This is a genomic window from Pseudomonas putida, from assembly GCF_028682455.1.
Taxonomy (GTDB): Bacteria; Pseudomonadota; Gammaproteobacteria; order Pseudomonadales; family Pseudomonadaceae; genus Aquipseudomonas; species Aquipseudomonas putida_AA.
Window position 1 is genome coordinate 1004347 of the sequence record NZ_JANHLD010000003.1, and the last position, 23615, is coordinate 1027961.

22 protein-coding genes are annotated in these 23615 nt (G+C 62.8%); 13 read left to right on the forward strand and 9 right to left on the reverse strand.

The window, feature by feature from the left end; genetic code table 11:
* Window positions 1-33: 33 nt before the first annotated feature.
* Together NPS58_RS21715 and NPS58_RS21720 are read left to right on the forward strand one after the other, a co-directional pair.
* Window positions 34-867 (forward strand): EamA family transporter, encoded by an 834-nt coding sequence (locus NPS58_RS21715; RefSeq protein ID WP_274117324.1) that lies wholly within the window; start codon window positions 34-36, stop codon window positions 865-867.
* Window positions 868-892: 25 nt separating this feature from the next.
* Complete coding sequence (locus NPS58_RS21720) at window positions 893-1279, forward strand: MAPEG family protein (RefSeq protein WP_274117325.1); 387 nt, start codon at window positions 893-895, stop codon at window positions 1277-1279.
* 54 nt (window positions 1280-1333) lie between these two features.
* Here the strand turns inward: NPS58_RS21720 and mltA are convergent, their stop codons facing one another.
* Complete coding sequence (mltA, locus tag NPS58_RS21725) at window positions 1334-2485, reverse strand: murein transglycosylase A (protein ID WP_274117326.1); 1152 nt, start codon at window positions 2483-2485, stop codon at window positions 1334-1336.
* A 128-nt stretch (window positions 2486-2613) separates the two neighbouring features.
* Between mltA and NPS58_RS21730 the strand changes: the two genes are divergently transcribed.
* Window positions 2614-3063, forward strand: a complete 450-nt coding sequence (locus NPS58_RS21730; RefSeq protein WP_274117327.1) for a c-type cytochrome — start codon at window positions 2614-2616, stop codon at window positions 3061-3063.
* A 66-nt stretch (window positions 3064-3129) separates the two neighbouring features.
* Here the strand turns inward: NPS58_RS21730 and NPS58_RS21735 are convergent, their stop codons facing one another.
* From NPS58_RS21735 to NPS58_RS21750, 4 genes are all read right to left on the reverse strand, one after another.
* Window positions 3130-3525, reverse strand: a complete 396-nt coding sequence (locus NPS58_RS21735; RefSeq protein WP_274117328.1) for a DUF1090 domain-containing protein — start codon at window positions 3523-3525, stop codon at window positions 3130-3132.
* A 58-nt stretch (window positions 3526-3583) separates the two neighbouring features.
* Window positions 3584-5263: an NAD-dependent DNA ligase LigB gene (ligB, locus tag NPS58_RS21740; protein ID WP_274117329.1), complete on the reverse strand. Its 1680-nt coding sequence runs from the start codon at window positions 5261-5263 to the stop codon at window positions 3584-3586.
* 168 nt (window positions 5264-5431) lie between these two features.
* Window positions 5432-6622 (reverse strand): methionine adenosyltransferase, encoded by a 1191-nt coding sequence (gene metK / locus NPS58_RS21745; protein ID WP_274117330.1) that lies wholly within the window; start codon window positions 6620-6622, stop codon window positions 5432-5434.
* Between the two features lie 19 nt (window positions 6623-6641).
* The gene (locus NPS58_RS21750; RefSeq protein ID WP_274117331.1) at window positions 6642-7637 is read right to left on the reverse strand and encodes an ArsR/SmtB family transcription factor; all 996 of its coding nucleotides are present in this window, start codon (window positions 7635-7637) and stop codon (window positions 6642-6644) included.
* Between the two features lie 259 nt (window positions 7638-7896).
* Between NPS58_RS21750 and tkt the strand changes: the two genes are divergently transcribed.
* The 9 genes from tkt (at window position 7897) to NPS58_RS21795 (ending at window position 17223) form a co-directional block, all read left to right on the forward strand.
* Complete coding sequence (tkt, locus tag NPS58_RS21755) at window positions 7897-9894, forward strand: transketolase (RefSeq protein ID WP_274117332.1); 1998 nt, start codon at window positions 7897-7899, stop codon at window positions 9892-9894.
* A 103-nt stretch (window positions 9895-9997) separates the two neighbouring features.
* Complete coding sequence (gene epd / locus NPS58_RS21760) at window positions 9998-11065, forward strand: erythrose-4-phosphate dehydrogenase (protein ID WP_274117333.1); 1068 nt, start codon at window positions 9998-10000, stop codon at window positions 11063-11065.
* Window positions 11066-11077: 12 nt separating this feature from the next.
* The gene (locus NPS58_RS21765) at window positions 11078-12241 is read left to right on the forward strand and encodes a phosphoglycerate kinase (RefSeq protein ID WP_274117334.1); all 1164 of its coding nucleotides are present in this window, start codon (window positions 11078-11080) and stop codon (window positions 12239-12241) included.
* Between the two features lie 32 nt (window positions 12242-12273).
* The gene (locus NPS58_RS21770; RefSeq protein WP_274117335.1) at window positions 12274-12492 is read left to right on the forward strand and encodes a hypothetical protein; all 219 of its coding nucleotides are present in this window, start codon (window positions 12274-12276) and stop codon (window positions 12490-12492) included.
* Window positions 12493-12543: 51 nt separating this feature from the next.
* Window positions 12544-12870 carry an MliC family protein gene (locus tag NPS58_RS21775; protein WP_274117336.1) on the forward strand — a complete coding sequence of 109 codons (327 nt, stop codon included), beginning with the start codon at window positions 12544-12546 and terminating at the stop codon, window positions 12868-12870.
* A gap of 100 nt (window positions 12871-12970) precedes the next feature.
* Window positions 12971-14035, forward strand: coding sequence for a class II fructose-bisphosphate aldolase (fba, locus tag NPS58_RS21780; RefSeq protein WP_128321610.1), 1065 nt, complete (start codon window positions 12971-12973; stop codon window positions 14033-14035).
* 215 nt (window positions 14036-14250) lie between these two features.
* Window positions 14251-16371: a putative bifunctional diguanylate cyclase/phosphodiesterase gene (locus NPS58_RS21785; RefSeq protein ID WP_274117337.1), complete on the forward strand. Its 2121-nt coding sequence runs from the start codon at window positions 14251-14253 to the stop codon at window positions 16369-16371.
* A gap of 37 nt (window positions 16372-16408) precedes the next feature.
* Window positions 16409-16909: a M48 family metallopeptidase gene (locus tag NPS58_RS21790; RefSeq protein WP_274117338.1), complete on the forward strand. Its 501-nt coding sequence runs from the start codon at window positions 16409-16411 to the stop codon at window positions 16907-16909.
* A gap of 17 nt (window positions 16910-16926) precedes the next feature.
* Window positions 16927-17223: a winged helix-turn-helix domain-containing protein gene (locus NPS58_RS21795; protein ID WP_274117339.1), complete on the forward strand. Its 297-nt coding sequence runs from the start codon at window positions 16927-16929 to the stop codon at window positions 17221-17223.
* Between the two features lie 63 nt (window positions 17224-17286).
* Here NPS58_RS21795 and NPS58_RS21800 read toward each other — a convergent pair whose 3' ends face one another.
* Window positions 17287-17739 (reverse strand): GNAT family N-acetyltransferase, encoded by a 453-nt coding sequence (locus tag NPS58_RS21800; RefSeq protein WP_274117340.1) that lies wholly within the window; start codon window positions 17737-17739, stop codon window positions 17287-17289.
* A 239-nt stretch (window positions 17740-17978) separates the two neighbouring features.
* Between NPS58_RS21800 and NPS58_RS21805 the strand changes: the two genes are divergently transcribed.
* Window positions 17979-18716: a substrate-binding periplasmic protein gene (locus NPS58_RS21805; RefSeq protein ID WP_274117341.1), complete on the forward strand. Its 738-nt coding sequence runs from the start codon at window positions 17979-17981 to the stop codon at window positions 18714-18716.
* On the opposite strand, the gene yccS is transcribed toward NPS58_RS21805, so the two are convergent.
* From yccS to dbpA, 3 genes are all read right to left on the reverse strand, one after another.
* Complete coding sequence (gene yccS / locus NPS58_RS21810) at window positions 18717-20897, reverse strand: YccS family putative transporter (RefSeq protein ID WP_274117342.1); 2181 nt, start codon at window positions 20895-20897, stop codon at window positions 18717-18719.
* A gap of 117 nt (window positions 20898-21014) precedes the next feature.
* Window positions 21015-22196, reverse strand: coding sequence for an NAD(P)/FAD-dependent oxidoreductase (locus NPS58_RS21815; protein WP_274117343.1), 1182 nt, complete (start codon window positions 22194-22196; stop codon window positions 21015-21017).
* A 72-nt stretch (window positions 22197-22268) separates the two neighbouring features.
* Entirely contained in the window at window positions 22269-23606 is a 1338-nt protein-coding gene (gene dbpA / locus NPS58_RS21820; RefSeq protein ID WP_274117590.1) for an ATP-dependent RNA helicase DbpA, read from the reverse strand.
* Between the last annotated feature and the right edge of the window lie 9 nt (window positions 23607-23615).

The window sequence follows — 23615 nt, forward strand, 5'->3', positions numbered from 1 at the left end:
GATGACCCGACCTGCTCTGCCAAGGACCTACGCGTGTTAGCCACTTCTCTGGTATTGGTTGCCGCCTTGCTGCATGCAACCTGGAACACCCTGATCAAATTCAGCGGCGAACGCCTGCTGGTCATTGCCAGCATGGACGTAGTGGCGTTGCTGTTCGCTGTGGTGATGGTCGGCTTCGTGCAGTTTCCACCGGCTGAGGTGTGGCCCTGGCTATTGGCCTCGGCGTTGTTCGAGCAGCTCTATCGTTTCCTGCTGATCCAGGCCTATCGGGTCGGCGACCTGGGGCTGGTCTATCCGCTGATGCGTGGCCTGTCGCCGCTGGTGGTGCTGGCTCTGACCTTGACCTTCGCCGGTGAAGCGCTGAGCAACCAGCAGATCCTCGGTATCCTGCTGATCCCTTGTGGCATGGCCTGCCTGCTCTGGCAGGGCGGCGGGGGCGATCGCCTGCCCTGGTCGATGCTGCCGGTGGTGGCCCTGATCGGGCTGTGCATTGGCTGCTACACCTGGTTCGACGGCCAGGCGATCCGCCTCTGGTCGCAGCCGCTGGACTATCTTGTGTGGTTGACGCTGCTCAGCGCCTGGCCCTTCCCGCTGCTGGCCGGTGTCGCCCGGCGGGCGCCCTTCGTGCTGTTCTGGCGATTGCAGTGGCGGCTGGGCCTGGCCGTGGGGATCTGTGTACTGCTCAGCTATGCCCTGGTGCTATGGGCCATGCAACTGGGCTCGGTCGCCGAGGCGGCGGCGTTGCGCGAGGTCAGTGTGATACTGGTGGTGCTGTTCGGGATGCGCTACCTCAAAGAACCTTTTGGCGGTCCCAGGCTCTTAGCCTGTGCCCTGGTGCTGATGGGCATGCTGATCATGAAACTCTGATGTTCCAACCGACAAGGATTTAGCCATGACCGTTGCTTTCTGGTGTGTATTGATTGCGTTGTTCCTGCCGATCCTGTGTACCAGCATCGCCAAGCTCGGCAGCGGGCGTTTCAACCTGCGCCAGAACCATGACCCGCGGGCCTTCCAGGAGACGCTCGAAGGCTTGCCGCGTCGCGCTCATGCTGCGCAACTGAACAGTTTCGAAGCATTCCCGGCCTTCGCCGCGGCAGTGATCATCGCCGACATCGTCGGCAATGCCGAGCAGGTGACTCAGGACGTGCTGGCGGTGGTGTATATCACCAGCCGCCTGCTCTACATCATCTGCTACCTGGCCGACTGGGCCGCATTGCGTTCGCTGGTGTGGTTCGCTGGGTTGGCGTTGATCGTGTCGTTTTTCGTAGTCTCGGTTTGAGTTCGCAGGGCAAGCCCGCTCCCGTAGAAGCGGGCTTGCCCTGCGATTGAGTGCTCAAGGTACCTTGGGCACTTCAGGCAACGCTGCTCCCTTGGGCCAGAGCAGCCAGATCTGCCCTTGCTGCTTCATGTTGCCCGCCAACTCACCCGCTTCGGCGCCGGTGCCCCAGAACAGGTCTGCCCGCACTTCACCGGTGATTGCGCCGCCGGTGTCCTGGGCGGCGACCGGGCGAACCACCGGGGCGCCGTCTGGGCGAGTGGTGGAGAGCCACAGCAGGCTGCCCAGTGGGATGATCTTGCGGTCGATGGCCACGCTGTAGCCCGCCGTCAATGGCACGTTGAGCGAACCGCGCGGGCCTTCGTTGCTGTCGGGGCGGGTACTGAAGAACACATAGCTGGGGTTGCTCGCCAGCAGTTCCGGGACACGCGTCGGGTTGGCCTGGGCCCAGTCATGAATGGCGCCCATGCTCACGTCTTCTTTTTTCAATTGGCCCTGTTCGATCAGCCAGCGGCCGATCGGGCGATAGGGGTGGCCATTCTGGTCGGCATAACCGACGCGCAGCTGGCGACCGTTTTCCAGTTGGATTCGTCCGGAGCCCTGGATCTGCAGGAACTGCAGGTCCATGGGGTCGGTCAGCCAGGCCAGTACCGGTGCCGGCACACCTTGCTGGTTGATCACCTCGGCGGTGTCGTAGGGCTTGAGGGTGCGCTCCTCGATGCGGCCTCGCAGGCGCTTGCCCTTGAGCTCGGGATAGACGCTGTCCAGGGCCACCACGATCATGTCGTCGGGCACACCGTAGACCGGCACGTGGGCAGTGTCGGTCTGGGTCAGGCTGCCGGGGTAGACCGGCTCGTAGTAGCCGGTGATCAGGCCATTGGCGCTGTTTTCGCCCGAGCGCATGCTGTAGACATCCAATTGGCCCTGCAGGAAGGTGCGCACCTGGGCGCTGTCGGCGGGCACGGCGGCAGCGGCGGCACAGGTGTTGGCCCAGATGGCATCGCGCTTGAGGCGCTCGCAGGCGCTGCGCCAGGCCTCGAAGCCGGCCAGCAGGTCGCTGTCGCTGACTTGGGGCAGGTCTTTCCAGGTCTGGCTCACATACGTGGCAACGGCGTGAGGCTTGGGTTTTTCCGGGCCGCCGCCGTTGCAGCCGGCGAGCAGGGCCAGTGCCGAAAGCGTCAAGCCCAGATGGCGCAGGTGAAATTTCATGTACAGCGTTCCTTGGCGGATTACCTGGGCTTCAGCGGCCCTGGCAACCCGTAGAGTTAATAAGGGTATTGGTCTTTGCGGGCGAGACGAGGATACTGGCCGCCTTTTTTCCGTGAGCCGAAATTACCATGATGCTCAAGCGACTCTCTGTTGTGCTGCTGGCCTGCCTCACTCTGACCGCGTGTGGCGGTGTCGATCCCAACTCGCCACTGGGTCAGCGCAAGACCATCTTCAAACAAATGCTCAAGACCAGTGAAGACCTGGGCGGCATGCTGCGTGGGCGCCTGGCGTTCGACGGGCAGAAGTTCGCCGACGGCGCGGTCAAGCTCGACGCCCTGAGCCGTGAGCCGTGGAAGCATTTTCCACAGGTTCGCGAAGAAGACGAAACCAGTGCCCGGCCTGAGGTCTGGCAGCAGCAGGCGCGTTTCCAGGACCTGGCCCAGCAGATGGAAGCGAGCACTGCCGAGCTTGTGGCGGTGACCCGTACCCAACCCTTGCAGGCGGCGGAGCTTGCCGCGCCCATGAACAAGGTCGAGGCAGCCTGCAAAGCCTGTCATACCGAGTTTCGCAATCACTGAAAACAGCATCGCGGGGCACGCCCGCTCCTGCCATGGGAGCGGGAGTGCCCCGCGATGACGGCCTTCTTACTTCTCGAGTTCATCCAGCGCTTGCTGCAACTCTTTCTTGGACTCGGCCAGCTTGTCCTTGCGTTTGTTGATCTTCTCGGCGTCACCCTTTTTCATGGCCTTGTCCAGGTCCTTGGTGCGCTGAGTCACTTCATGGCGGGCGTCGAGCACTTTTTGCTCGCGCTCCTTGCGAAGGCCGGCGTCGGTGCAGTGTTCGGTCACTTCGCTCAGGGCTTTCTCCAGGCCGGCCTGCTGGTCTGCGTTGCCATGGGCGCGAGCCTGTTCGATCTGTTCGCTGATGGCCTGACGCTTGGCTGCGCAACCGGTCAACCCTGGTTGTTCTTCGGCAGCCAGCAGCGGTGAGGCGAGCAGACCACAGACAGTGAACAGGGCGAGAGGCGATAGCAGTTTCATAGGGGCTCCGTGTGAGGCGGGACAGCAGAATTCATGATGCTGCCCTGAACTGGAAAATTTAGAAACCCTCGATTGCATGTTGGTGCAATTGTTCGGCCATCATTTGTACGTCGGGTGAGCGAAAAAACGCCAGCAATTGCGCGCTACGACCTTGCCCTACACCGGGCTCCACCAGCCACTGGGCGGCGTCGCGCTGGGCAAGCCCTGCCCAGGGCGCCTCGAGTTCAAGAGCACTGGGGGCCGGAACGCCCAGCGCTCGCAGCCAGCGACCGAAGGGTTGTTGGCGGGCCTGTTGAAATGTAAAAAGAAGTTGCTGGCGACTGCGCTCGGCCAGGCCGGGAACCTGCAGCAGGTCCTCATCCGTGATGTGCAGCCAGTCCGCCAGATTCTCGACCAGGCCGCTGTCGACCAATCGGGCCCAGGTGCCGGGCCCCACGCCTTTCATTGCCAGTCCCTGTTTGCCGCTCAGCCAATCCAGTCGTGCGATGAACTGCCCGCGGCAGGTATCGCTGGGCTGCCAGCAACTGAGTGAGTGGTGCTGGGCGGGGTCCGGCACGTCGATGGCCGGGCGCAGCATGCTGCGGTGTACCACCTGGTCGAGGCGCGGGATGGTCAGCCCGGCCAGGCTGATCGCCACCTGGTCGCCCGGGCGGATGTCCAGGTGCTGCCATTGCTGGAAGGAACCAGCGCTCACCTGGCGGATCCGCCGGTCATCAAGTTGCACCGGCTCGATCTGCAGGACCGGTGTTATGCGGCCGGTCCGGCCGATATTGAACTGCACCGCACGCACCTGGGCCAGGGCCTGGGCAAAGGGATATTTCCAGGCCGCAATCCAATACGGCTCGCGCGCTTGCCATCGCGCGCCATCGGGGCGCTGGCCCTGGCGCAGCACCACGCCATCGCTGGCGAACGGGAGCGGGGTGCGGTACCAGTGCTCCCGCCACTTCGCCGCCTCTTCCACATGCTGGATCGGTTCGCTGTACTGTTCGGTATCGGTGAATCCCAGGGCGCTCAACCCGGCAAGTCGCTCTTGCTGGGTCGCCGGGCCTTGGGGCCAGGCCCAGACGAACAGGCCGATGACAGCGCCTTGCTGCGGGTCGAGCTGTTTGCGTGCGAGTAGCCCGGCGACATTGCCGCGGGCATTGCGGCTACCGGCGTCGGCCTGGACATGGGCGTCCAGGCGCCAATAGAGTTCGCCTTGAAGGACCAGGTCCAGGGGGCGCGGCAGTTGGCGATTGACGCCGCTGAGCATAGGGATATGGCGGCTCCAGTCGTGCCCGTCGCGACCATCGCCGCGGCTGATCAAACCCACCAGTTGGCCTGCCTGATACACCAGGGTGACCGCGACACCGTCGACCTTGGGTTGAATCCACAAGTCGTGCTTGCCCTGCATCCAGGATGCGACGGCCTGCTGGTCAGCCAGCTTGGCCAGGCCTGTGTGGGCAATGGGGTGGGGGAGCGGGCCGTTGGCCGTCTGCAGAGGGTTGTCGGCGGCTGTCCTGGTCGCCGGGAAGCACGAGCGCCAGTGTGCAAGCCGGGCGCGACTCTGGTCGTAGAGCTCGTCGGCGATCGGTGAGACGCCTTGGCGGTGGTAGTGGTCGTCCCAGTCTGTGAGGGTTTGCTGGAGATTGCGGATTTCGGCCTGGGCCTGGGCGACTGGCCATTGAGGGCACGTCTGGGCGTGAGCGCAGGCGAGCCAGGGCAGGAGCAGCAGTGTGCATAGCAGTTTGTGGCGCATGGCGAGCATCCTTGCTCTGAGGGGGAACTCAAAGACTAGGATGGCTTCTGGGGGCTCATGGCCGGATCATTGTCAGGTGATGTGTAGGGGGATTGTTCGCGGGGCAAACCCGCTCCCACAAAAAAGCCCCAGCCGGTTACCCGGCTGGGGCTTTTGGGTAGCGGCTGGTTACAGGCCGGCGGCAGCGCGCAGGGCGTCGACGCGGTCGGTAAGTTCCCAGGTGAAAGTGGTGAAGGTGTCGTCGCCGACAGTCTTCTGCTGTGGGATACGGCCGAAGTGACCGTAGGCAGCGGTTTCCTGGTACATCGGGTGCAGCAGGTCGAGCATGGTGGTGATCGCGTATGGACGCAGGTCGAAGCACTCGCGTACCAGCTGGATGATCTTGTCGTCGGCGATCTTGCCGGTGCCGAAGGTGTTCAGCGAGATGGAGGTAGGCTGAGCCACGCCAATGGCGTAGGACACCTGGATCTCGCAACGCTCGGCAAGGCCGGCTGCAACGATGTTCTTGGCGACATAGCGACCGGCGTAGGCCGCCGAACGGTCGACCTTGGATGGGTCCTTGCCGGAGAACGCGCCACCGCCGTGACGGGCCATGCCACCGTAGCTGTCGACGATGATCTTGCGACCGGTCAGGCCACAGTCGCCCACCGGGCCGCCAATGATGAACTGGCCGGTCGGGTTGATGTGGAACTGGGTGTCCTTGTGCAGCAGTTCGGCCGGCAGGGTGTGCTTGACGATCAGCTCCATGACCGCTTCCTGAAGGTCTTTCTGCGAAACTTCAGGGTTGTGCTGGGTCGACAGGACCACGGCGTCGATGCCGACGACCTTGCCGCCTTCATAGCGGCAGGTAACCTGGGACTTGGCATCCGGGCGCAGCCACGGCAGCAGGCCGGACTTGCGGGCTTCGGCCTGGCGCTCGACCAGGCGATGCGAGAAGCAGATCGGCGCAGGCATCAGCACGTCGGTTTCGTTGCTGGCATAGCCGAACATCAGGCCCTGGTCGCCAGCGCCCTGGTCTTCCGGCTTGCTGCGGTCAACGCCCTGGGCAATGTCTACCGACTGCTTGCCGATGATGTTCATCACGGCGCAGGTGGCGCCGTCAAAGCCGACGTCGGAGCTGTTGTAGCCGATGTCGACGATGACTTTACGTACGATCTCTTCCAGGTCTACCCAGGCCGAGGTGGTCACTTCGCCAGCGATGATCGCCACACCGGTTTTCACCAGGGTTTCGCAGGCCACGCGGGCGAATTTGTCCTGGGTGATGATGGCGTCCAGCACTGCATCCGAAATCTGGTCGGCGATTTTGTCCGGATGCCCTTCAGATACGGACTCGGAGGTGAAAAGGGAGTATTCGCTCATCTCGACGGGTTCCTAAAATTTACCGATGGTGAGTGTTGCCAGCCGGTCGCTGAAAATGGCGGACCTGGATCTGGAAACCATTACGTAAGCCCACATAGAGGCTGTCCCCGGGAGCCAGTCCCGCAGCGCTGGCCCAACGGACCAGGTCGTCCTGCTCGAAGCCCAGCCAGATATCGCCGCAGGCCTCTCTGGCCCAACTCTGGTCGTGGCTGCACAACTCTGTTACCAACAGGCTACCGCCTGGCTTCACACGGTTGGCCAACTGCCGCAGGGCTTCGGCCGGGGCGCTGAAATGGTGCAGGACCATGTTCAGCACTACGCAGTCGGCGTCCACATCCGTTGCACTGAGTGCATCGGCCAACTGCAGGTTCACATTGGCCAGACCTTCTCGTTCACAGACCTGGCGGGCCAGTTCGAGCATGGTCGGGCTGTTGTCCAGGGCGGTGACCCGGGCAAAGCGCCGGGCCAGTTCTGGAAGAAATTCACCATCGCCGGGGCCCACTTCAAGGGCGCCGGCGTCGGCTTCGAAGCTCAAGTTATCGAGCAGCGCCAGCAGGCTTTCGCGGTACTGGGGCAGCCCGGCGATCAGGTCCTGCTGGGCACGGAATTTTTCTTCGACGCGCTGGAAAAAATCCTGGCTGGTGGCCGCGCGCCGTTGCTGAACCTGGCCGATCCGTTCCTGGACATCGTCGGGCAGGGCCAGGCCATCGACTTCTTCAAGCAGGGCCGCATGCAGCTTGCCGCCCAGGCGCAGGGCATCGGGCAGGGCGCGGCGATAGAATATCGCGTTGCCTTCGCGGCGCGTCGCCACCAGTGCAGCCTGGGATAGCACTTTGAGGTGGTGGCTCATCCCCGACTGGCCGATGGCGAAGATCTGCGCCAGTTCCAGTACCCCGAACGAATCGCTGGCCAGCGCGCGCAATACATTCAGGCGCAGCGGGTCGCCACTGGCCTTGCACAGGGCGGCCAGCTCGTCGCTTTGCTCAGGGCGGATTGACGGCAAACGAAGATTCATGGGGCGGCAGTCTAGTCAGGGTGCCCCTACGTCGCAAGCTCAATATCAAAAAGTTTTGATATTGAGCGATGGGCGGGGCAAATCGCCGCAGCAGTCTCGACCGAATCCGCTGTTTGGGCGGGCTATCGCCTGAATCTGTCTTCAATCACAGGAAAATCATGCCGCATCGACCATCCGTCATTGCCCCCGGACACATGCCTGGGCGAAAATAGCCGCCTTTTTTCGTTCCGTAATTTTCAAACCCCCCAGGAGATAAGCGATGCCCAGCCGTCGTGAACGTGCCAACGCCATTCGAGCACTCAGCATGGATGCCGTGCAGAAGGCCAACAGCGGTCACCCAGGTGCCCCCATGGGCATGGCGGATATCGCCGAAGTTCTTTGGCGCGACTACTTGAAGCACAGCCCGAGCAACCCTGACTTTGCCGACCGCGACCGCTTCGTGCTGTCCAACGGCCACGGCTCGATGCTGATCTACTCGCTGCTGCACCTGACCGGCTACGACCTGTCGATCGATGACCTGAAGGCCTTCCGCCAACTGCACAGCCGCACCCCGGGCCACCCGGAGTTCGGTTACACCGCAGGCGTCGAGACCACCACCGGTCCGCTCGGCCAGGGCCTGGCCAACGCCGTGGGCTTCGCCATCGCTGAAAAAGTCCTGGGCGCCCAGTTCAACCGCGAAGGTCACAACGTCGTCGATCACCACACCTATGTGTTCCTGGGTGATGGCTGCATGATGGAAGGTATCTCCCACGAAGTCGCTTCCCTGGCCGGTACCCTGGGCCTGGGCAAGCTGATCGCCTTCTACGATGACAACGGCATTTCCATCGACGGCGAAGTCGAAGGCTGGTTCACCGACGACACGCCAAAGCGTTTCGAAGCCTACAACTGGCAGGTGATCCGCAATGTCGACGGCCACGACGCCGACGAGATCAAGACCGCCATCGAGACCGCTCGCAAGAGCGAGCAGCCGACCCTGATCTGCTGCAAGACCATCATCGGTTTCGGCTCGCCGAACAAGCAGGGCAAGGAAGACTGCCACGGCGCGCCACTGGGCAACGACGAAATCGCCCTGGCCCGCAAAGAGCTGAACTGGAACCACGGTCCGTTCGAAATCCCGGCCGACATCTACGCCGAGTGGGACGCCAAGGAAGCCGGCAAGGCCGTTGAAGCCGAGTGGGAACAGCGCTTCGCTGCCTATGCTGCTGCCTTCCCAGAGCTGGCCAGCGAGCTCAAGCGTCGCCTTAGCGGCGACCTGCCAGCCGACTTCTCCGAGAAGGCTGCTGCCTACATCGCCGAAGTCGCGGCCAAGGGCGAAACCATCGCCAGCCGCAAGGCCAGCCAGAACACCCTGAACGCCTTCGGTCCTCTGCTGCCAGAATTCCTGGGCGGCTCGGCTGACCTGGCCGGTTCCAACCTGACCCTGTGGAAAGGCTGCAAGGGCGTCAGCGCTGAAGACGCCAGCGGCAACTACATGTTCTACGGTGTACGCGAGTTCGGCATGACCGCGATCATGAACGGTATCGCCCTGCACGGCGGCCTGGTGCCTTACGGCGCGACCTTCCTGATGTTCATGGAATACGCTCGCAACGCGGTGCGCATGTCGGCCCTGATGAAGCAGCGCGTGATCCACGTCTACACCCACGACTCCATCGGTCTGGGCGAAGACGGCCCGACTCACCAGCCGATCGAACAACTGACCAGCCTGCGCAGTACTCCGAACCTGGACACCTGGCGTCCAGCCGACGCCGTCGAATCGGCGGTGTCCTGGAAGCACGCACTGGAGCGCAAGGACGGCCCGTCGGCGCTGATCTTCTCGCGTCAGAACCTGCAGCACCAAACCCGTGACGCTGGCCAGATCGCCGATATCAGCCGTGGCGGCTACGTGTTGAAAGACTGCGCAGGCGAGCCTGAGCTGATCCTGATCGCCACCGGTTCCGAAGTGGGCCTGGCTGTACAGGCCTTCGACAAGCTGACCGAGCAGGGCCGCAAGGTTCGCGTGGTCTCGATGCCATGCACCAGCGTCTTCGATGCCCAGGACGCTGCCTACAAGCAGTCGGTCCTGCCGCTGCAGGTCGGTGCGCGTATCGCTATCGAAGCGGCCCATGCCGACTTCTGGTACAAGTACGTCGGCCTCGAAGGCCGCGTGATCGGCATGACCACCTACGGCGAGTCGGCCCCTGCGGCCGCCTTGCTCGAAGAGTTCGGTTTCACCCTGGAAAACATCCTGGGTACTGCTGAAGAGCTGCTGGAAGACTGATCGATAGAGTCGGATTCATCGCGGGGCAAGCCCGCTCCTACAGTCCTGTAGGAGCGGGCTTGCCCCGCGATTGCAGATAACGCTTCTGTTCCGTGAGCATCCCATGCCCCAATCGCGTCCTTACAAAGTTGCACTCAACGGCTACGGCCGTATCGGTCGTTGCGTCTTGCGCGCACTCTTTGAACGGGGGGCGAAGGCGGGCTTCGAGATCGTCGCGCTGAACGACCTGGCCGATCAGGCCAGTATCGAATACCTGACACGCTTCGACTCCACCCACGGGCGATTTCCCGGCGAGGTGAAAGTTGATGGCGATTGTCTGCATATCAATGGCGACTGCGTGAAGGTTCTACGCAGTGCCACCCCGGAAGGGATCGACTGGGCGGCGCTGGATGTCGACCTGGTGCTGGAATGCTCCGGTGCCTACAACACCCGTGCCGATGGCCAGCGTTTCCTTGAAGCCGGCGCGCCGCGGGTACTGTTCTCCCAGCCCATGGCCAGCGAGACGGATGTCGATGCGACGGTCGTCTACGGCATCAACCAGGACTGCCTCGATGGCAGCGAACTGCTGGTGTCCAACGCCTCCTGCACCACCAACTGCGGCGTGCCGCTGCTGCGAGTGCTGGACCAGGCGTTTGGCCTTGAGTACGTGTCGATTACCACGATCCATTCGGCCATGAACGACCAGCCCGTCATTGACGCCTACCACCATGAAGACCTGCGCCGCACCCGTTCGGCGTTCCAGTCGGTGATTCCGGTGTCTACCGGGCTGGCCCGCGGCATCGAACGGCTGCTGCCGGAACTTGCCGGGCGAATTCAGGCCAAAGCCGTACGCGTGCCGACCGTCAACGTGTCGTGCCTGGACATCACCCTGCAGACCGCCCGCGATACCACCGCGGCCGAGGTCAACCGGGTGTTGCGCGATGCTGCCCTGAGCGGCCCGCTCAAGGGACTGCTGGCCTACACCGAGCTGCCGCACGCCAGTTGTGATTTCAACCATGACCCACATTCGGCCATCGTCGATGCCAGCCAGACCCGCGTTTCCGGCCCCCGGCTGGTCAACCTGCTGGCCTGGTTCGACAACGAATGGGGTTTTGCCAACCGTATGCTCGACGTCGCCGAACATTATCTGCACGTCGTCAATCAAACCCGCTCCACTAGCAAACAGCCCTGAAGGACCGCATTCATGACCGTGTTGAAGATGACCGACCTCGATCTGCAAGGTAAGCGCGTACTGATCCGCGAAGACCTCAACGTGCCTGTGAAGGACGGTGTGGTTGCCAGCGATGCGCGCATCCTCGCTTCGCTGCCGACCATCAAGCTGGCCCTGGAGAAGGGCGCGGCCGTGATGGTCTGCTCGCACCTGGGCCGCCCGACCGAAGGCGAGTTCTCGGCCGAGAACAGCCTCAAGCCGGTAGCCGACTACCTGAGCAAGGCCCTGGGCCGTGAAGTACCCCTGGTTGCCGACTATCTGGACGGTGTCCAGGTCAAGGCCGGCGACATCGTGTTGTTCGAGAACGTGCGCTTCAACAAGGGCGAGAAAAAGAACGCCGACGAGCTGGCGCAGAAGTATGCGGCCCTGTGCGACGTGTTCGTGATGGACGCGTTCGGCACTGCTCACCGTGCCGAGGGTTCGACCCACGGCGTGGCCAAGTTCGCCAAGGTTGCCGCTGCTGGCCCGCTGCTGGCTGCCGAGCTGGACGCCCTGGGCAAGGCCCTCAAGGCCCCGGCCAAGCCAATGGCTGCCATCGTTGCCGGCTCCAAGGTGTCGACCAAGCTCGACGTCCTCAACAGCCTGAGCCAGGTCTGCGACCTGCTGATCGTCGGTGGCGGCATCGCCAACACCTTCCTGGCCGCTGCTGGCCACCCGGTAGGCAAGTCGCTGTACGAACCTGACCTGATCGACACCGCCAAGGCCATCGCCGCCAAGGTCAACGTACCGCTGCCGGTGGACGTGGTGGTCGCCAAGGAGTTCGCCGAAAGCGCCGCTGCCACCGTCAAGCTGGTCGCCGACGTTGCCGAAGACGACATGATCCTGGACATCGGCCCGCAGACCGCGGCCAACTTCGCCGAGCTGTTGAAGTCGTCCAGGACCATCCTGTGGAACGGCCCGGTGGGTGTGTTCGAGTTCGACCAGTTCGGTAACGGCACCAAGGTACTGGCCCAGGCCATCGCCGAAAGCGCTGCGTTCTCCATCGCCGGTGGTGGCGATACCCTGGCCGCCATCGACAAATATGGCGTTGCCGAGCAAATCTCCTACATTTCTACCGGTGGCGGCGCATTCCTCGAGTTCGTCGAGGGCAAGGTCCTGCCTGCGGTGGAAGTATTGGAACAACGGGCCAAGGCCTGATTCGCTCAGCGCCTGGCAAAGGGAGCGACCTGATGGTCAAGCGATTGCCTGTGTTTGTCCTGCTCGGATTGCTGGGCGCTTGCTCCAGCACGCCGGAGCCTGGGGCCGATAAGCCCGGTGCGCCGAAAGGTGGCTGCTATCAGTCTGAATGGCAGGCTGAAACCGCTCCTGTGATCAACAAGCGACTCGGCCCGGATGGCCTGGAAAAGTACGACGACGAACACCAGCGCCGAGCCCAGGGTTGCCCTTGATCGGTTGATGGCAACCTACCGGCCTGTTTGTGGTCTGCTAGAGGATATTGGATGAAAGGTGTCTTGGCCCTGATGGCCCTGGCAGTACTCGGTGGATGCGCAAGCTTCACGCCGAAGGAGGCACCCACTGGCAGCTGGACCCGCTGGGTGTGCGACAGCAAGGCCGAAGTGCTCTGGCGCTTTGCCGACAGCAGTCAGCAGAACCTGGACGTGCGTCTGGGTGGTGGTGACCAGGTCTACCGGCTCAAGGCCGAGCCAGGCGCTTCCGGTACGCTGTACAGCGATGGCGTGCTGGCGTTTCACAGCAAGGGTGACGAAGGCCTGGTCTACTGGGCTGCCACCAACGATTTGATAGGGCGGGGCTGCAAGGCGCCGTGACTGGCCGGGCTGCCTGGAGGCAGCCCACACTACTTGAATAGCAACCGCCACTGCGGCAGGCTTGCACGAAAAACGACGCTTGTCGGGAGAGAGATACACAATGGCACTCATTAGCATGCGCCAGATGCTGGACCACGCCGCCGAATTCGGCTACGGCGTTCCGGCTTTCAACGTCAACAACCTCGAGCAGATGCGCGCCATCATGGAAGCTGCCGACAAGACCGACTCTCCGGTGATTGTCCAGGCCTCGGCCGGTGCCCGCAAATACGCCGGTGCCCCGTTCCTGCGCCACCTGATCCTGGCTGCCATCGAAGAGTTCCCGCACATCCCGGTGTGCATGCACCAGGACCACGGTACCAGCCCTGACGTTTGCCAGCGCTCGATCCAGCTGGGCTTCAGCTCGGTCATGATGGATGGTTCGCTCGGCGAAGACGGCAAGACCCCGACCGACTACGAGTACAACGTCCGTGTCACCCAGCAGACCGTTGCCATGGCGCACGCCTGCGGCGTATCGGTTGAAGGCGAGCTGGGCTGCCTGGGTTCGCTGGAAACCGGCATGGCCGGTGAAGAAGACGGCATCGGTGCCGAAGGTGTCCTGGACCACAGCCAGATGCTGACCGACCCTGAAGAAGCCGCCGACTTCGTCAAGAAGACCCAGGTCGATGCCCTGGCTATCGCCATCGGTACCAGCCACGGCGCCTACAAGTTCACCAAGCCACCGACCGGTGACGTCCTGGCGATCGACCGTATCAAGGAAATCCACAAGCGCATCCCTAACACCCACCTGGTGATGCACGGTTCTTCCTCGGTTCCTCAAGAGTGGCTGGCGATCATCAACCAGTATGGCGGCGACATCAAAGAAACCTACGGCGTGCCGGTCGAAGAAATTGTCGAAGGCATCAAGTACGGCGTGCGCAAGGTCAACATCGACACCGACCTGCGTCTGGCTTCCACCGGTGCCATGCGTCGCCTGATGGCGCAGAACCCGAGCGAGTTCGACCCGCGCAAATTCTTCGGTGCCACCGTAACGGCCATGCGCGATGTCTGCATCGCCCGTTACGAAGCCTTCGGCACTGCCGGCAATGCTTCCAAGATCAAGCCGATCTCCCTGGAAGGCATGTTCCAGCGCTACCTCAAGGGCGAGCTGGCGGCCAAGGTCAACTAAGACCCGAGCCCGTGAAAAAACCCGCAGCGATGCGGGTTTTTTTATGCCCGGCGCCAATGCAGAGGCTGGTCTGGCCTGATCGGACAGACCGTTAGTCGGCTAACGAGGGTTTCCGCGGGCAGTGGCAAGGTGATACCTTCAGATTTAAGGCATCGAGGTCTAGAGTTAGGCTCGGATTTCAACCGAAATTCGACCTGTGCCACAAGAGAAGCAGCATGGATTGCGCGCAACCTCCGTCACATGAAAACGGCTCAGTCCTGCTGGTCGTTGACGACTACCCGGAAAACCTGGTCAGCATGCGCGCCTTGCTGTCACGTCAGGACTGGCAGGTACTGACCGCAAGCTCGGGGACCGAAGCCCTGAGTGCGCTGCTCGAGCACGAGGTCGACCTGGTGCTGCTGGATGTGCAGATGCCAGGCATGGATGGATTCGAAGTCGCCCGCCTGATGCGCGGCAGCCAGCGTACGCGACTGACACCGATCATTTTCCTCACCGCCAATGAACAGTCCCAGGCCGCCGTGCTCAAGGGCTATGCCAGTGGTGCGGTGGATTACCTGTTCAAGCCCTTCGACCCGCAGATTCTCAAGCCCAAGGTCCAGGCGTTGCTTGAGCAGCAGCGCAACCGGCGTTCGCTGCAGCGCTTGAGCCGCGACCTGGAAACCGAACGCGCCTTCAATGCCTCGGTGCTGGAGAATGCCGCCGAGGGCATCCTGGTAGTGGCCGATGACGGTCTGATCTGCTACGCCAACCCAGCGATTTCCCGGCTGCTCGATGCGCCGGTTGAACGTCTGCAGGGCACTGGCCTGCTCGATCATGTGCAATCGCCTGGCGCCACCGTGTGGCCCGAATCACCCTTCTATGAAGCCTACCTCGAGCGCCGGATTTTCCGCCTTCACGATGCATTGCTGCGCACCGCTGGCGGGCACCCGCTGCCGGTGGCCTTGTCGTGTGCGCCGCTGCCGGTGGAGCGACGGGCAATGGTGGTGACGGTGCTGGATATGTCGGTGGTGCGCAGCCTGCATCAGCAGCTCGAGTATCAGGCGGTGACCGATCCGTTGACCGGGCTGCTAAATCGGCGCGGCTTCTACCAGGCCGCCGAAAGCGCATTGGTGCGCAACGAACGTTCGGACAAGTCCCAGGCCTTGTTGTACCTCGACCTGGACGGTTTCAAGCGCATCAACGATTCCCTTGGCCACGAAGCCGGTGACCGGGTCTTGCACTGGGTGGCCGAGCAGCTCAAGGACTGCCTGGGCTCCTGCGCCATTCTCGCGCGCATGGGCGGTGACGAGTTCACCGCGTTGCTCGATGCACTGGACTACCCCGAGCAGGCTGCGCGTTTCGCCGAGAGACTGATCGAGCGAATGTCCATCTGCCAGGAGATCGACGGCCTTGAGGTCACGCTGGGGGTCAGCATCGGCATTGCCACTTACCCCGATTGCGGCATCGGCCTGGATGGCTTGTTGCGTGCCGCGGATGCCGCGATGTATGCGGCCAAGCAGTCCGGGCGCCAGCAGTATCGCTACTACGATCACGACCTGAACGGTCGCGCGCGTTCCCGCCTGATGCTCGAAGACAGCGTGCGCGGCGCGATAGAGCATAAGGACTTCAGCCTGGTCTACCAGCCCCAGGTGGCGTTTGACGATGGTCGTTTGCGCGGTTTCGAGGCCTTGCTGCGCTGGCGTCATCCCAGTGTCGGGGATGTACCGCCGGGCTTGTTCATTCCGTTGCTCGAGGAGGCCCGGTTGATCAATCGCCTGGCCAGCTGGATCTACCAGCAGGGCGCGGCGCAACGCCGGTCCTGGAACGAGTGCTACGGGCCGGGAGTGGTGCTGAGCATGAGCCTGAGCAGGGTGCAGTTCGCCATGCCCAATCTGGTCGAGGAGCTGGCGCGGGTGATTGCCAGTCACTCTCTTGCGCCCGCGCAGCTGGAAGTCGAAGTTGCCGAGACATCGCTGATGCACAACAGCGAGGATGCCTGCAAACAGCTGCACAAGTTGCGCGAGTTGGGCGTACGCATCGCGCTGGACGACTTCGGCGCAGGCGACTGCTCGTTGCGGCTGTTGCGCGACCTGCCCATTGATACGCTCAAGTTTGACCGCCACCTGGTGGCGAAACTGCCAGGCTCCACGGCCGACGGCGCCTTGGTCCGCTGCGTGATCGAGCTCTGCCAGCAGTTCGGGATCAACACCGTCGCCGAAGGGGTCGAGACCTACGAGCAGGCGCGCTGGCTACGGGCCAACGGTTGCGGGTTCGCCCAGGGCTTCCTGGTCGCCCACCCCATGACGGCTGCGGATGCGAGCGAGTTCCCGGGCTTTTTTGACTGGCGCCTGCTGTAGTTGGGTACACTGTTTTTTTTTCGCCTGCTTTCGCCTCATGACTGCGCTCAAATACCTGCAAGCCTATCCTCCCGCCCTGCAAGACCAGGTCCGTCAGTTGATCGCCAGCAATAGCCTGGGGGACTACCTGCAGCAGCGTTACCCGCAACGCCACGCCGTGCAGAGCGACAAGGCGCTGTACAGCTACGCCCAGGGCCTCAAGCAGGAATACCTGCGCAATGCCCCCAACCTGGACAAGGTCCTGTTCGACAACCGTCTGGACCTGACCCATCGGGCGTTGGGGCTGCATACGGCGGTGTCCCGGGTGCAAGGTGGCAAGCTAAAGGCAAAGAAGGAAATTCGCATCGCATCGTTGTTCAAGGATGCGGCGCCGCAGTTCCTGAAGATGATCGTCGTGCATGAGCTGGCCCACTTGAAGGAAAGCGACCACAACAAGGCGTTTTACCAGCTCTGTGAACACATGCTGCCGGGCTACCATCAATTGGAGTTCGACCTGCGTGTCTACCTGACCTACCGCGCGCTGCCTGGCAACGGGTAAGCCGTGAGGACCTGCCAATGGAAGTGAGCAAGACCAAGACCAGTTTCTACCGCCGCCTGTACGTCGCCTGGCTGATTGACAGCCAGACGGCCAGCAGCGTGCCTGCCTTGATGGAGGCAACCGGCATGCCCCGGCGCACCGCCCAGGACACCATTGCCGCGCTGGCGGACCTGGATATCGTCTGTGAGTTCGAGCAGCAGGAAGGGGCGCGCAATCATGCCGGGCATTACCGGATTCGTGATTGGGGGGCGATCGACAAGCAGTGGATCATTCAGCACTTGCGGGGGATTCGTGAGGTGTTGGGGTATCCGTGAGCAAATCGCGGGGCAAGCCCGCTCCTACAAATCCTGTAGGAGCGGGCTTGCACCGCGATGCGTTTATCCCCGACGCATGCCGATATGCGGTATGTCGTCTTCCAGAAACGCCTCACCCACCGCCACGAAGCCATAGCGGCCATAGTAGCCCTGCAGGTGCGCCTGGGCCGACAGGTACACCGGCACGCCAGGCCAGAGCTTCTCGGCCTGTTCAAGGGCCTCTTCCATCAGTTCATGCCCCAGCCCCTGGCCGCGCGCCGCGGGCGCGGTGAGCACGCGACCGATCACTACGTCACCACCCTGGGATTGCGGGTCTAGCAGACGCGCGTAGCACTGCAGGCTGTCATTCGCCCAGCCCATGAGGTGACAGGTGTCGCCGTCCAGATCCTGGCCATCGACTTCCTGGTAGGCACATTTCTGCTCTACGACGAAGACCTGGGTGCGTAGCTGCAGAATGGCATAGAGTTGTTCCTTGCCAAGGTCGCTGTGATGTTTGCAGATCCAGTCGATGGACATAGGTAGCTCTCAAGCAGTTGATTGCCTCGATCATGGCAGATGAAAGGCGCAAGGACGAGGCTCAAAGTGCCCACCGCCGTCGCGGTGTGTGACGCAGCTCAAAATAGAGGCATTTTGATATCATTGTCGCTGCGCAGGGTTTCATCTTTGTGTAACCTGCGCACACTTACGGGTACCGGAACCGCTCAAGCAGTTGCTATCAACGGCATTCAACCACATGCCTGCTAAAGGATTTGAGCATGTCTACACTGCTTCGAGCCTTGGGTTTTATTGGATTGTTGCTGGCGCTCAACGCCGCGCAGGCGGAAAAGCTGCGCCTGGTCGCAGACAGTTGGCCACCCTTCACCGATGCCAGCAAACCCGGCGGGGGCCTGGCTACCTTGATCGTCACCACGGCCTTGCAGCGTGCAGGTTACGACAGTGAGTTCGAGCAGGTGCCCTGGGCCCGGGCGCTGCTGGGAATTGGCGACGGGCGTTATGACGTATTGATCAACGCCTGGTTCAATGAAAGCCGCACCTACATCGGGCAGTTCTCCACCAGCTACCTGACCAACCGTATTCGCTTGCTCAAGCAGAAGGGCGATGCGTTCAGCTTCAACGCCTTGAGCGACCTCTACCCTTATCCCATCGCCATTGTCCGCGACTATGCCTACTCGCCCGAGTTCGACGCCGACAGCCAGTTGCAAAAGGTATCGGTACGCAGTTTTACGGTAGCAGTGCGCATGCTGGCCGCGGGCAGGGTGGGATTGACCCTGGAGGACGAGTACGTCGCCCGCTACTTCCTACAGCGCGAATCTCGCTGGGTCCGCGATAGTGTCGAGCTCGTCGACAAGCCGCTCGCCGAGAACAGCCTGCACATCCTGGTAAGCCTCAAGACCCCGGGTCATGACAAGATCGTCGCCGACTTCAACCGTGCCCTCGCCCAGATGAAGGCCGATGGCAGCTATGCACGATTGCTTGAGTATCACGGTTTCTGATCAGGCAGCGGTGTCCTTGATCAGGTGCGCGGCCAAAGTGCGCAAGGGGCCGAGCTGACGACAGATCAGCGCCAGCTGCGTCTGTACCAGGCGCTGGTTTTCTTCCATGTCCTCGGGCATCTGCTCCAGCGCATTGGCCAGGGCTTCCTCGCTATCGCTGTGGATCGCCACCGGCAGCTTGCTGGCCAAACCCTCGGCAATTTCGTCCAGGCTTTTCGCCAGGCTGGCTCCTGCGCCGTCGATCAACTGCTCGTGCACATCGGCCGGCAACGTGGTCTCGCGGTGTGCGCCCAGGCCCGAGAGGTAGCTGAGCAAGGTGTGGGAGAGCACCAGGAAGCGAAAGCCGACATCCGCCTCCTTACGAAAATGTCCCGGCTCCATGAGCATATTGGCGAGGGTGGTCGACAGCGCGGCGTCGGCGTTGTGGGCGTTGCGACGGGCCAGGCGGTAGGCCAGGTCATCGCGCTTGCCCTGGGCGTATTGCTGCATGATCTGGCGCAGGTAGGTGCTGTTGCAGGTCAGGGTGTTGGCCAGCACCTTGTTCAGGCGCCGACCCTGCCAGTCGGGCAGGAACAGGAACACCGCCAGGATCGCGATCAGGCTGCCCACCAGGGTATCGAACAGGCGCGGCAGGAACAGGCCGTAACCGTCACCGATCTGGTTGAAGCAGAACAGCACCATCAGGGTAATTGCCGCAGTGGCCAAGGTATAGCGGGTGGTGCGGTTGACGAAGAACACCACCCCGGCCGCCACGGCGAACAGGGACTGGACGATCGGGCTCGGGAACAGGTCGAACAGCGCCCAGCCGACGGTCAGGCCGATGCCGGTCCCGATGATCCGCTGCACCAGCTTGCGCCGGGTCGCACCGTAGTTGGGCTGGCAGACGAACAGCGTCGTGAGGATGATCCAGTAGCCCTGGGTGGGGTGGATCAAATGCACCATGCCATAGCCGATCGACAACGCCAGGGGCAGGCGCAGGGCATGGCGGAACAGCAAGGAGGTGGGTGTCATCTGTTGGCGCAGGCGATTCCAGACATCGGCCAGACTGTGTGGCGATCGGTCGAGCAGGCTGCTGTCGCTGGCGTCGGCCAGGTTGTCCGGGTTGCTCGCATCGCTGAGCAAGCGATCGAGCGTCGTCAGGTTGGCGGCCAGGGCGCGTAGCGACCGCAGCAGCCCGCGCCAGGCCGGGTTGCTCTGGATACGCAGGTGTTCGAGGGAGGCATTGAGGTCTTCCAGCGCCTGGGCAAAGCCGGTGTCATAGATGAACGGCTGGCGTAGCTGGATCGATTCGGACAACTGCTGACAGGCCACCCCTTGCTGACGCAGCAGGCGCTGGCAGCGGAACAGCACGTCGCTGTGGAAGAAGGCCTCGGTCAGGGCGTTGTAGGGGTAGTGCGAGGAACTGGCGCGTTCGTGGATGTCCTGGGCCAGGAAGTACAGCTTCAGGTAGCGGCTGACCTTGGAACCCGGGCGACCGTTGCCGACCCGATGCAGAATGATCTCCTTGGCGGCGTTGAGTGCTGCCACGACCCGCCCGTTCTGCTGTGCCAGTTCCAGGCGCCGGGCCTCGACGTCCAGTTGGCGGATCGGTTCGAACAGGGTGGCCTTGAGCTTCAGGTAGCGCCCCAGCTCGCGAAACAATCGCGCCAGGCTCTGCTGCACCGGCTGGTTGGAGAACAGCGCCTGCCACAGAACCGACAGCAGTCCGTACCAGGCGGCGCCCGCCACCAGCAGCAGTGGCTCGTGCCAGAAGTCGGTGACTTCGCCACCGCGCTGGTCCACGCCGATCATGGTGTACACCGAAAGAATCAGCGTGGCGGAAGCGATGGCGCCATAACGCTCGCCCAGCGCGCCGAGCATGGTCAGGGCAAAACTGGCCAGGGCCAGGGCACAGACGAAAATGACCGGGTAGGGGAACAGCAGTTCCACCGACAGCGCCGCAATGGTGAAACACACCAGGGTCACGGCCAGGGCATTGAGGCGGCCTTGCCAGCTGTCGTCGGTCTCGGCCAGGGCGCTGGCGATAATGCCCAGGAACAGCGGAATGAGCAGGCTCATCTCGTCCTGGTACCAGCACAGCGCCATGCTGCCGGTCAGGGCGATGAGTACACGGATGGCATAGCTGAATTTGTCCAGGGCCCAGAGGCGGCGCAACGATTGGCTGAGCGAGGAAGATGACATGACGGGTCGGCAGGCCTTGGGCGATGATCGAAATTGAGCCAGTCAGATGGCAGTGGTGTTACCACGGTCACTGACCAGCAAAATTTGTTCCTTGATGCGCTGATTCTACCGCGAAGGTTAGACGAACTGCGCGGCTGCGTACGCCGAGGCCCAGGCCCACTGGAAGTTGAAGCCGCCGAGGTGGCCGCTGACGTCGAGCACTTCGCCGATAAAGTACAGGCCCGGGCTTTTCAGCGATTCCATGGTCTTGGACGACACTTCGCGGGTATCGACGCCGCCCAGGGTCACTTCGGCGGTACGGTAACCCTCGGTGCCGGCCGGTACTACCTGCCAGGCCGCCAGCTTGTCGCTGATCTGCACAAGCTCCGCCGGGGTGTACTGCTTCATCGGCTTGGAGACAAACCAATGCTCGGCCAGGAGGTTGGCCATCTTCTTGGTGAAGAGTTCGCCGAGCAGGGTCTTGAGCTCACTATTGGGGCGCTCGGCTTGTTGTTGCTGCAGCCAGCCCAGGGCGTCGTGCTCGGGCAGCAGGTTGATCTCGACACTGTCCCCGGCTTCCCAGAACGACGATATCTGCAGGATCGCCGGACCGCTCAAGCCGCGGTGCGTGAACAGCAGGTTTTCGCGGAAGTGGGTGCCATTGCAGCTGGCCACGCAATCGACCGAGGTGCCGGACAACTCGGTGCAGATCGCCTTGAGCTGGGGGTCGGTAATTGTGAAGGGCACCAGGCCTGCGCGGGTTGGCAACAGGGTGTGGCCGAACTGGCGAGCCACCTGATAGCCAAAGCCGGTAGCGCCCAGGGTCGGAATCGACAACCCGCCGGTGGCGATCACCAGCGATTGGCACTGGAACTGGCCGGCGCTGGTTTCGAGCAGGTAGCCGCCGTCGACCTTCTCGATCTGGTCGATGCGGGTCTCCATGCGCAGCTCGGCGCCGGCATTGCTGCATTCGGCCAGGAGCATGTCGAGGATGTCGCTGGATTTGTTATCGCAGAACAGTTGGCCGAGCTTTTTCTCGTGATAGGGCACGGCGTGCTTGCCGACCATCTCGATGAAGTCCCACTGGGTGTAGCGGGCCAGGGCCGACTTGCAAAAGTGCGGGTTCTGCGACAGGAAGTTGGCAGGCTCGGTGTACATGTTGGTGAAGTTGCAGCGGCCACCGCCGGACATCAGGATTTTCTTGCCTGGCTTGTTGGCGTGGTCGAGCAGCAGCACCTTGCGGCCGCGTCCGGCTGCGGTCAGGGCACACATCAGGCCGGCGGCGCCGGCGCCAATGATGATCACTTCGGTGGAACGCACTGCAAAATCCTCGAGATTCGGTATGAAGCTTGCGCGGGGTGATGTGGGAGCGGGCTTGCCCCGCGAAGGGTATTAAACGATCCGCACCCGCAACGACCGCCCCTTGATCTTGCCACTGTTGAGTCGCGCCAGCGCCTGCTTGGCCACCGCACGCTCCACCGCCACAAAGGCCTGGAAGTCGAAAATGGCGATCTTGCCGACCTGGGTGCCCGGCAAGCCGGCGTCACCGGTCAGGGCACCGAGGATGTCGCCTGGGCGTAGTTTGTCCTTGCGACCGGCGGCGATGCACAGAGTGCTCATGGTCGGCAGCAGCGGGGCGCCGCCCTGGGCCTTGAGGCTGTCCAGCTGTTCCCAGCGCAGCGGCGCTTTCTGCATTGCTTCGATAGCCTGGGCGCGATGGCCTTCGGCCGGGGCGACCAGGCTCACGGCCAGGCCTTTTTCGCCTGCACGGCCGGTACGGCCGACACGGTGTACGTGGATTTCCGCGTCGCGGGCCAGCTCGACGTTGATGACCATGTCCAGGGCATCGATGTCCAGGCCACGGGCGGCGACGTCAGTGGCTACCAGTACCGACAGGCTGCGGTTGGCGAACAGGGTCAGCACCTGGTCACGGTCGCGTTGTTCCAGGTCGCCATGCAGTGCCTGGGCCGAAATGCCCTTGGCCTGCAGGTGTTCGACCAGCTCCTGGCACTGCTGCTTGGTGAAGCAGAAGGCCACGCAGGATTGGGGACGGAAATGGGCCAGAACTTTGCTGACCGCTTCCATGCGCTGCTCGGGGGCGATTTCGTAGAAACGCTGTTCGATCTGGCTGTCGGCGTGCAGGGCTTCGACCTTCACGGTCTGCGGGTCACGCATGAAGCTCGAGGCCAGCTGCTTGATACCGGATGGGTAGGTTGCCGAGAACAGCAGGGTCTGACGGCGCTTGGGCGTCTGGCCGATGATGTCGGCGATGGCGTCGTAGAAGCCCATGTCGAGCATGCGGTCGGCTTCGTCGAGAATCAGGGTGTTGAGGCCGTCGAGCACCAGGGTGCCCTTGCTCAGGTGCTGCTGTACGCGGCCCGGGGTGCCGACGATGATGTGCGCGCCATGCTCGAGCGAGGCAATCTGCGGGCCAAGGGATACGCCGCCGCACAGGGTCAGGATCTTGATGTTGTCTTCGGCGCGGGCCAGGCGGCGCAGCTCTTTGGCGACCTGGTCGGCCAGCTCGCGCGTGGGGCACAGCACCAGGGCCTGGCAGCCGAAGTAGCGCGGGTTGATCGGGTTGAGCAGGCCGATGCCGAACGCGGCGGTCTTGCCGCTGCCGGTCTTGGCCTGGGCGATCAGGTCCATGCCCTTGAGGATTACCGGCAGGCTCTGGGCCTGGATCGGGGTCATCTGGGCGTAGCCGAGGGCTTCCAGGTTGGCCAGCATGGCGGCGGA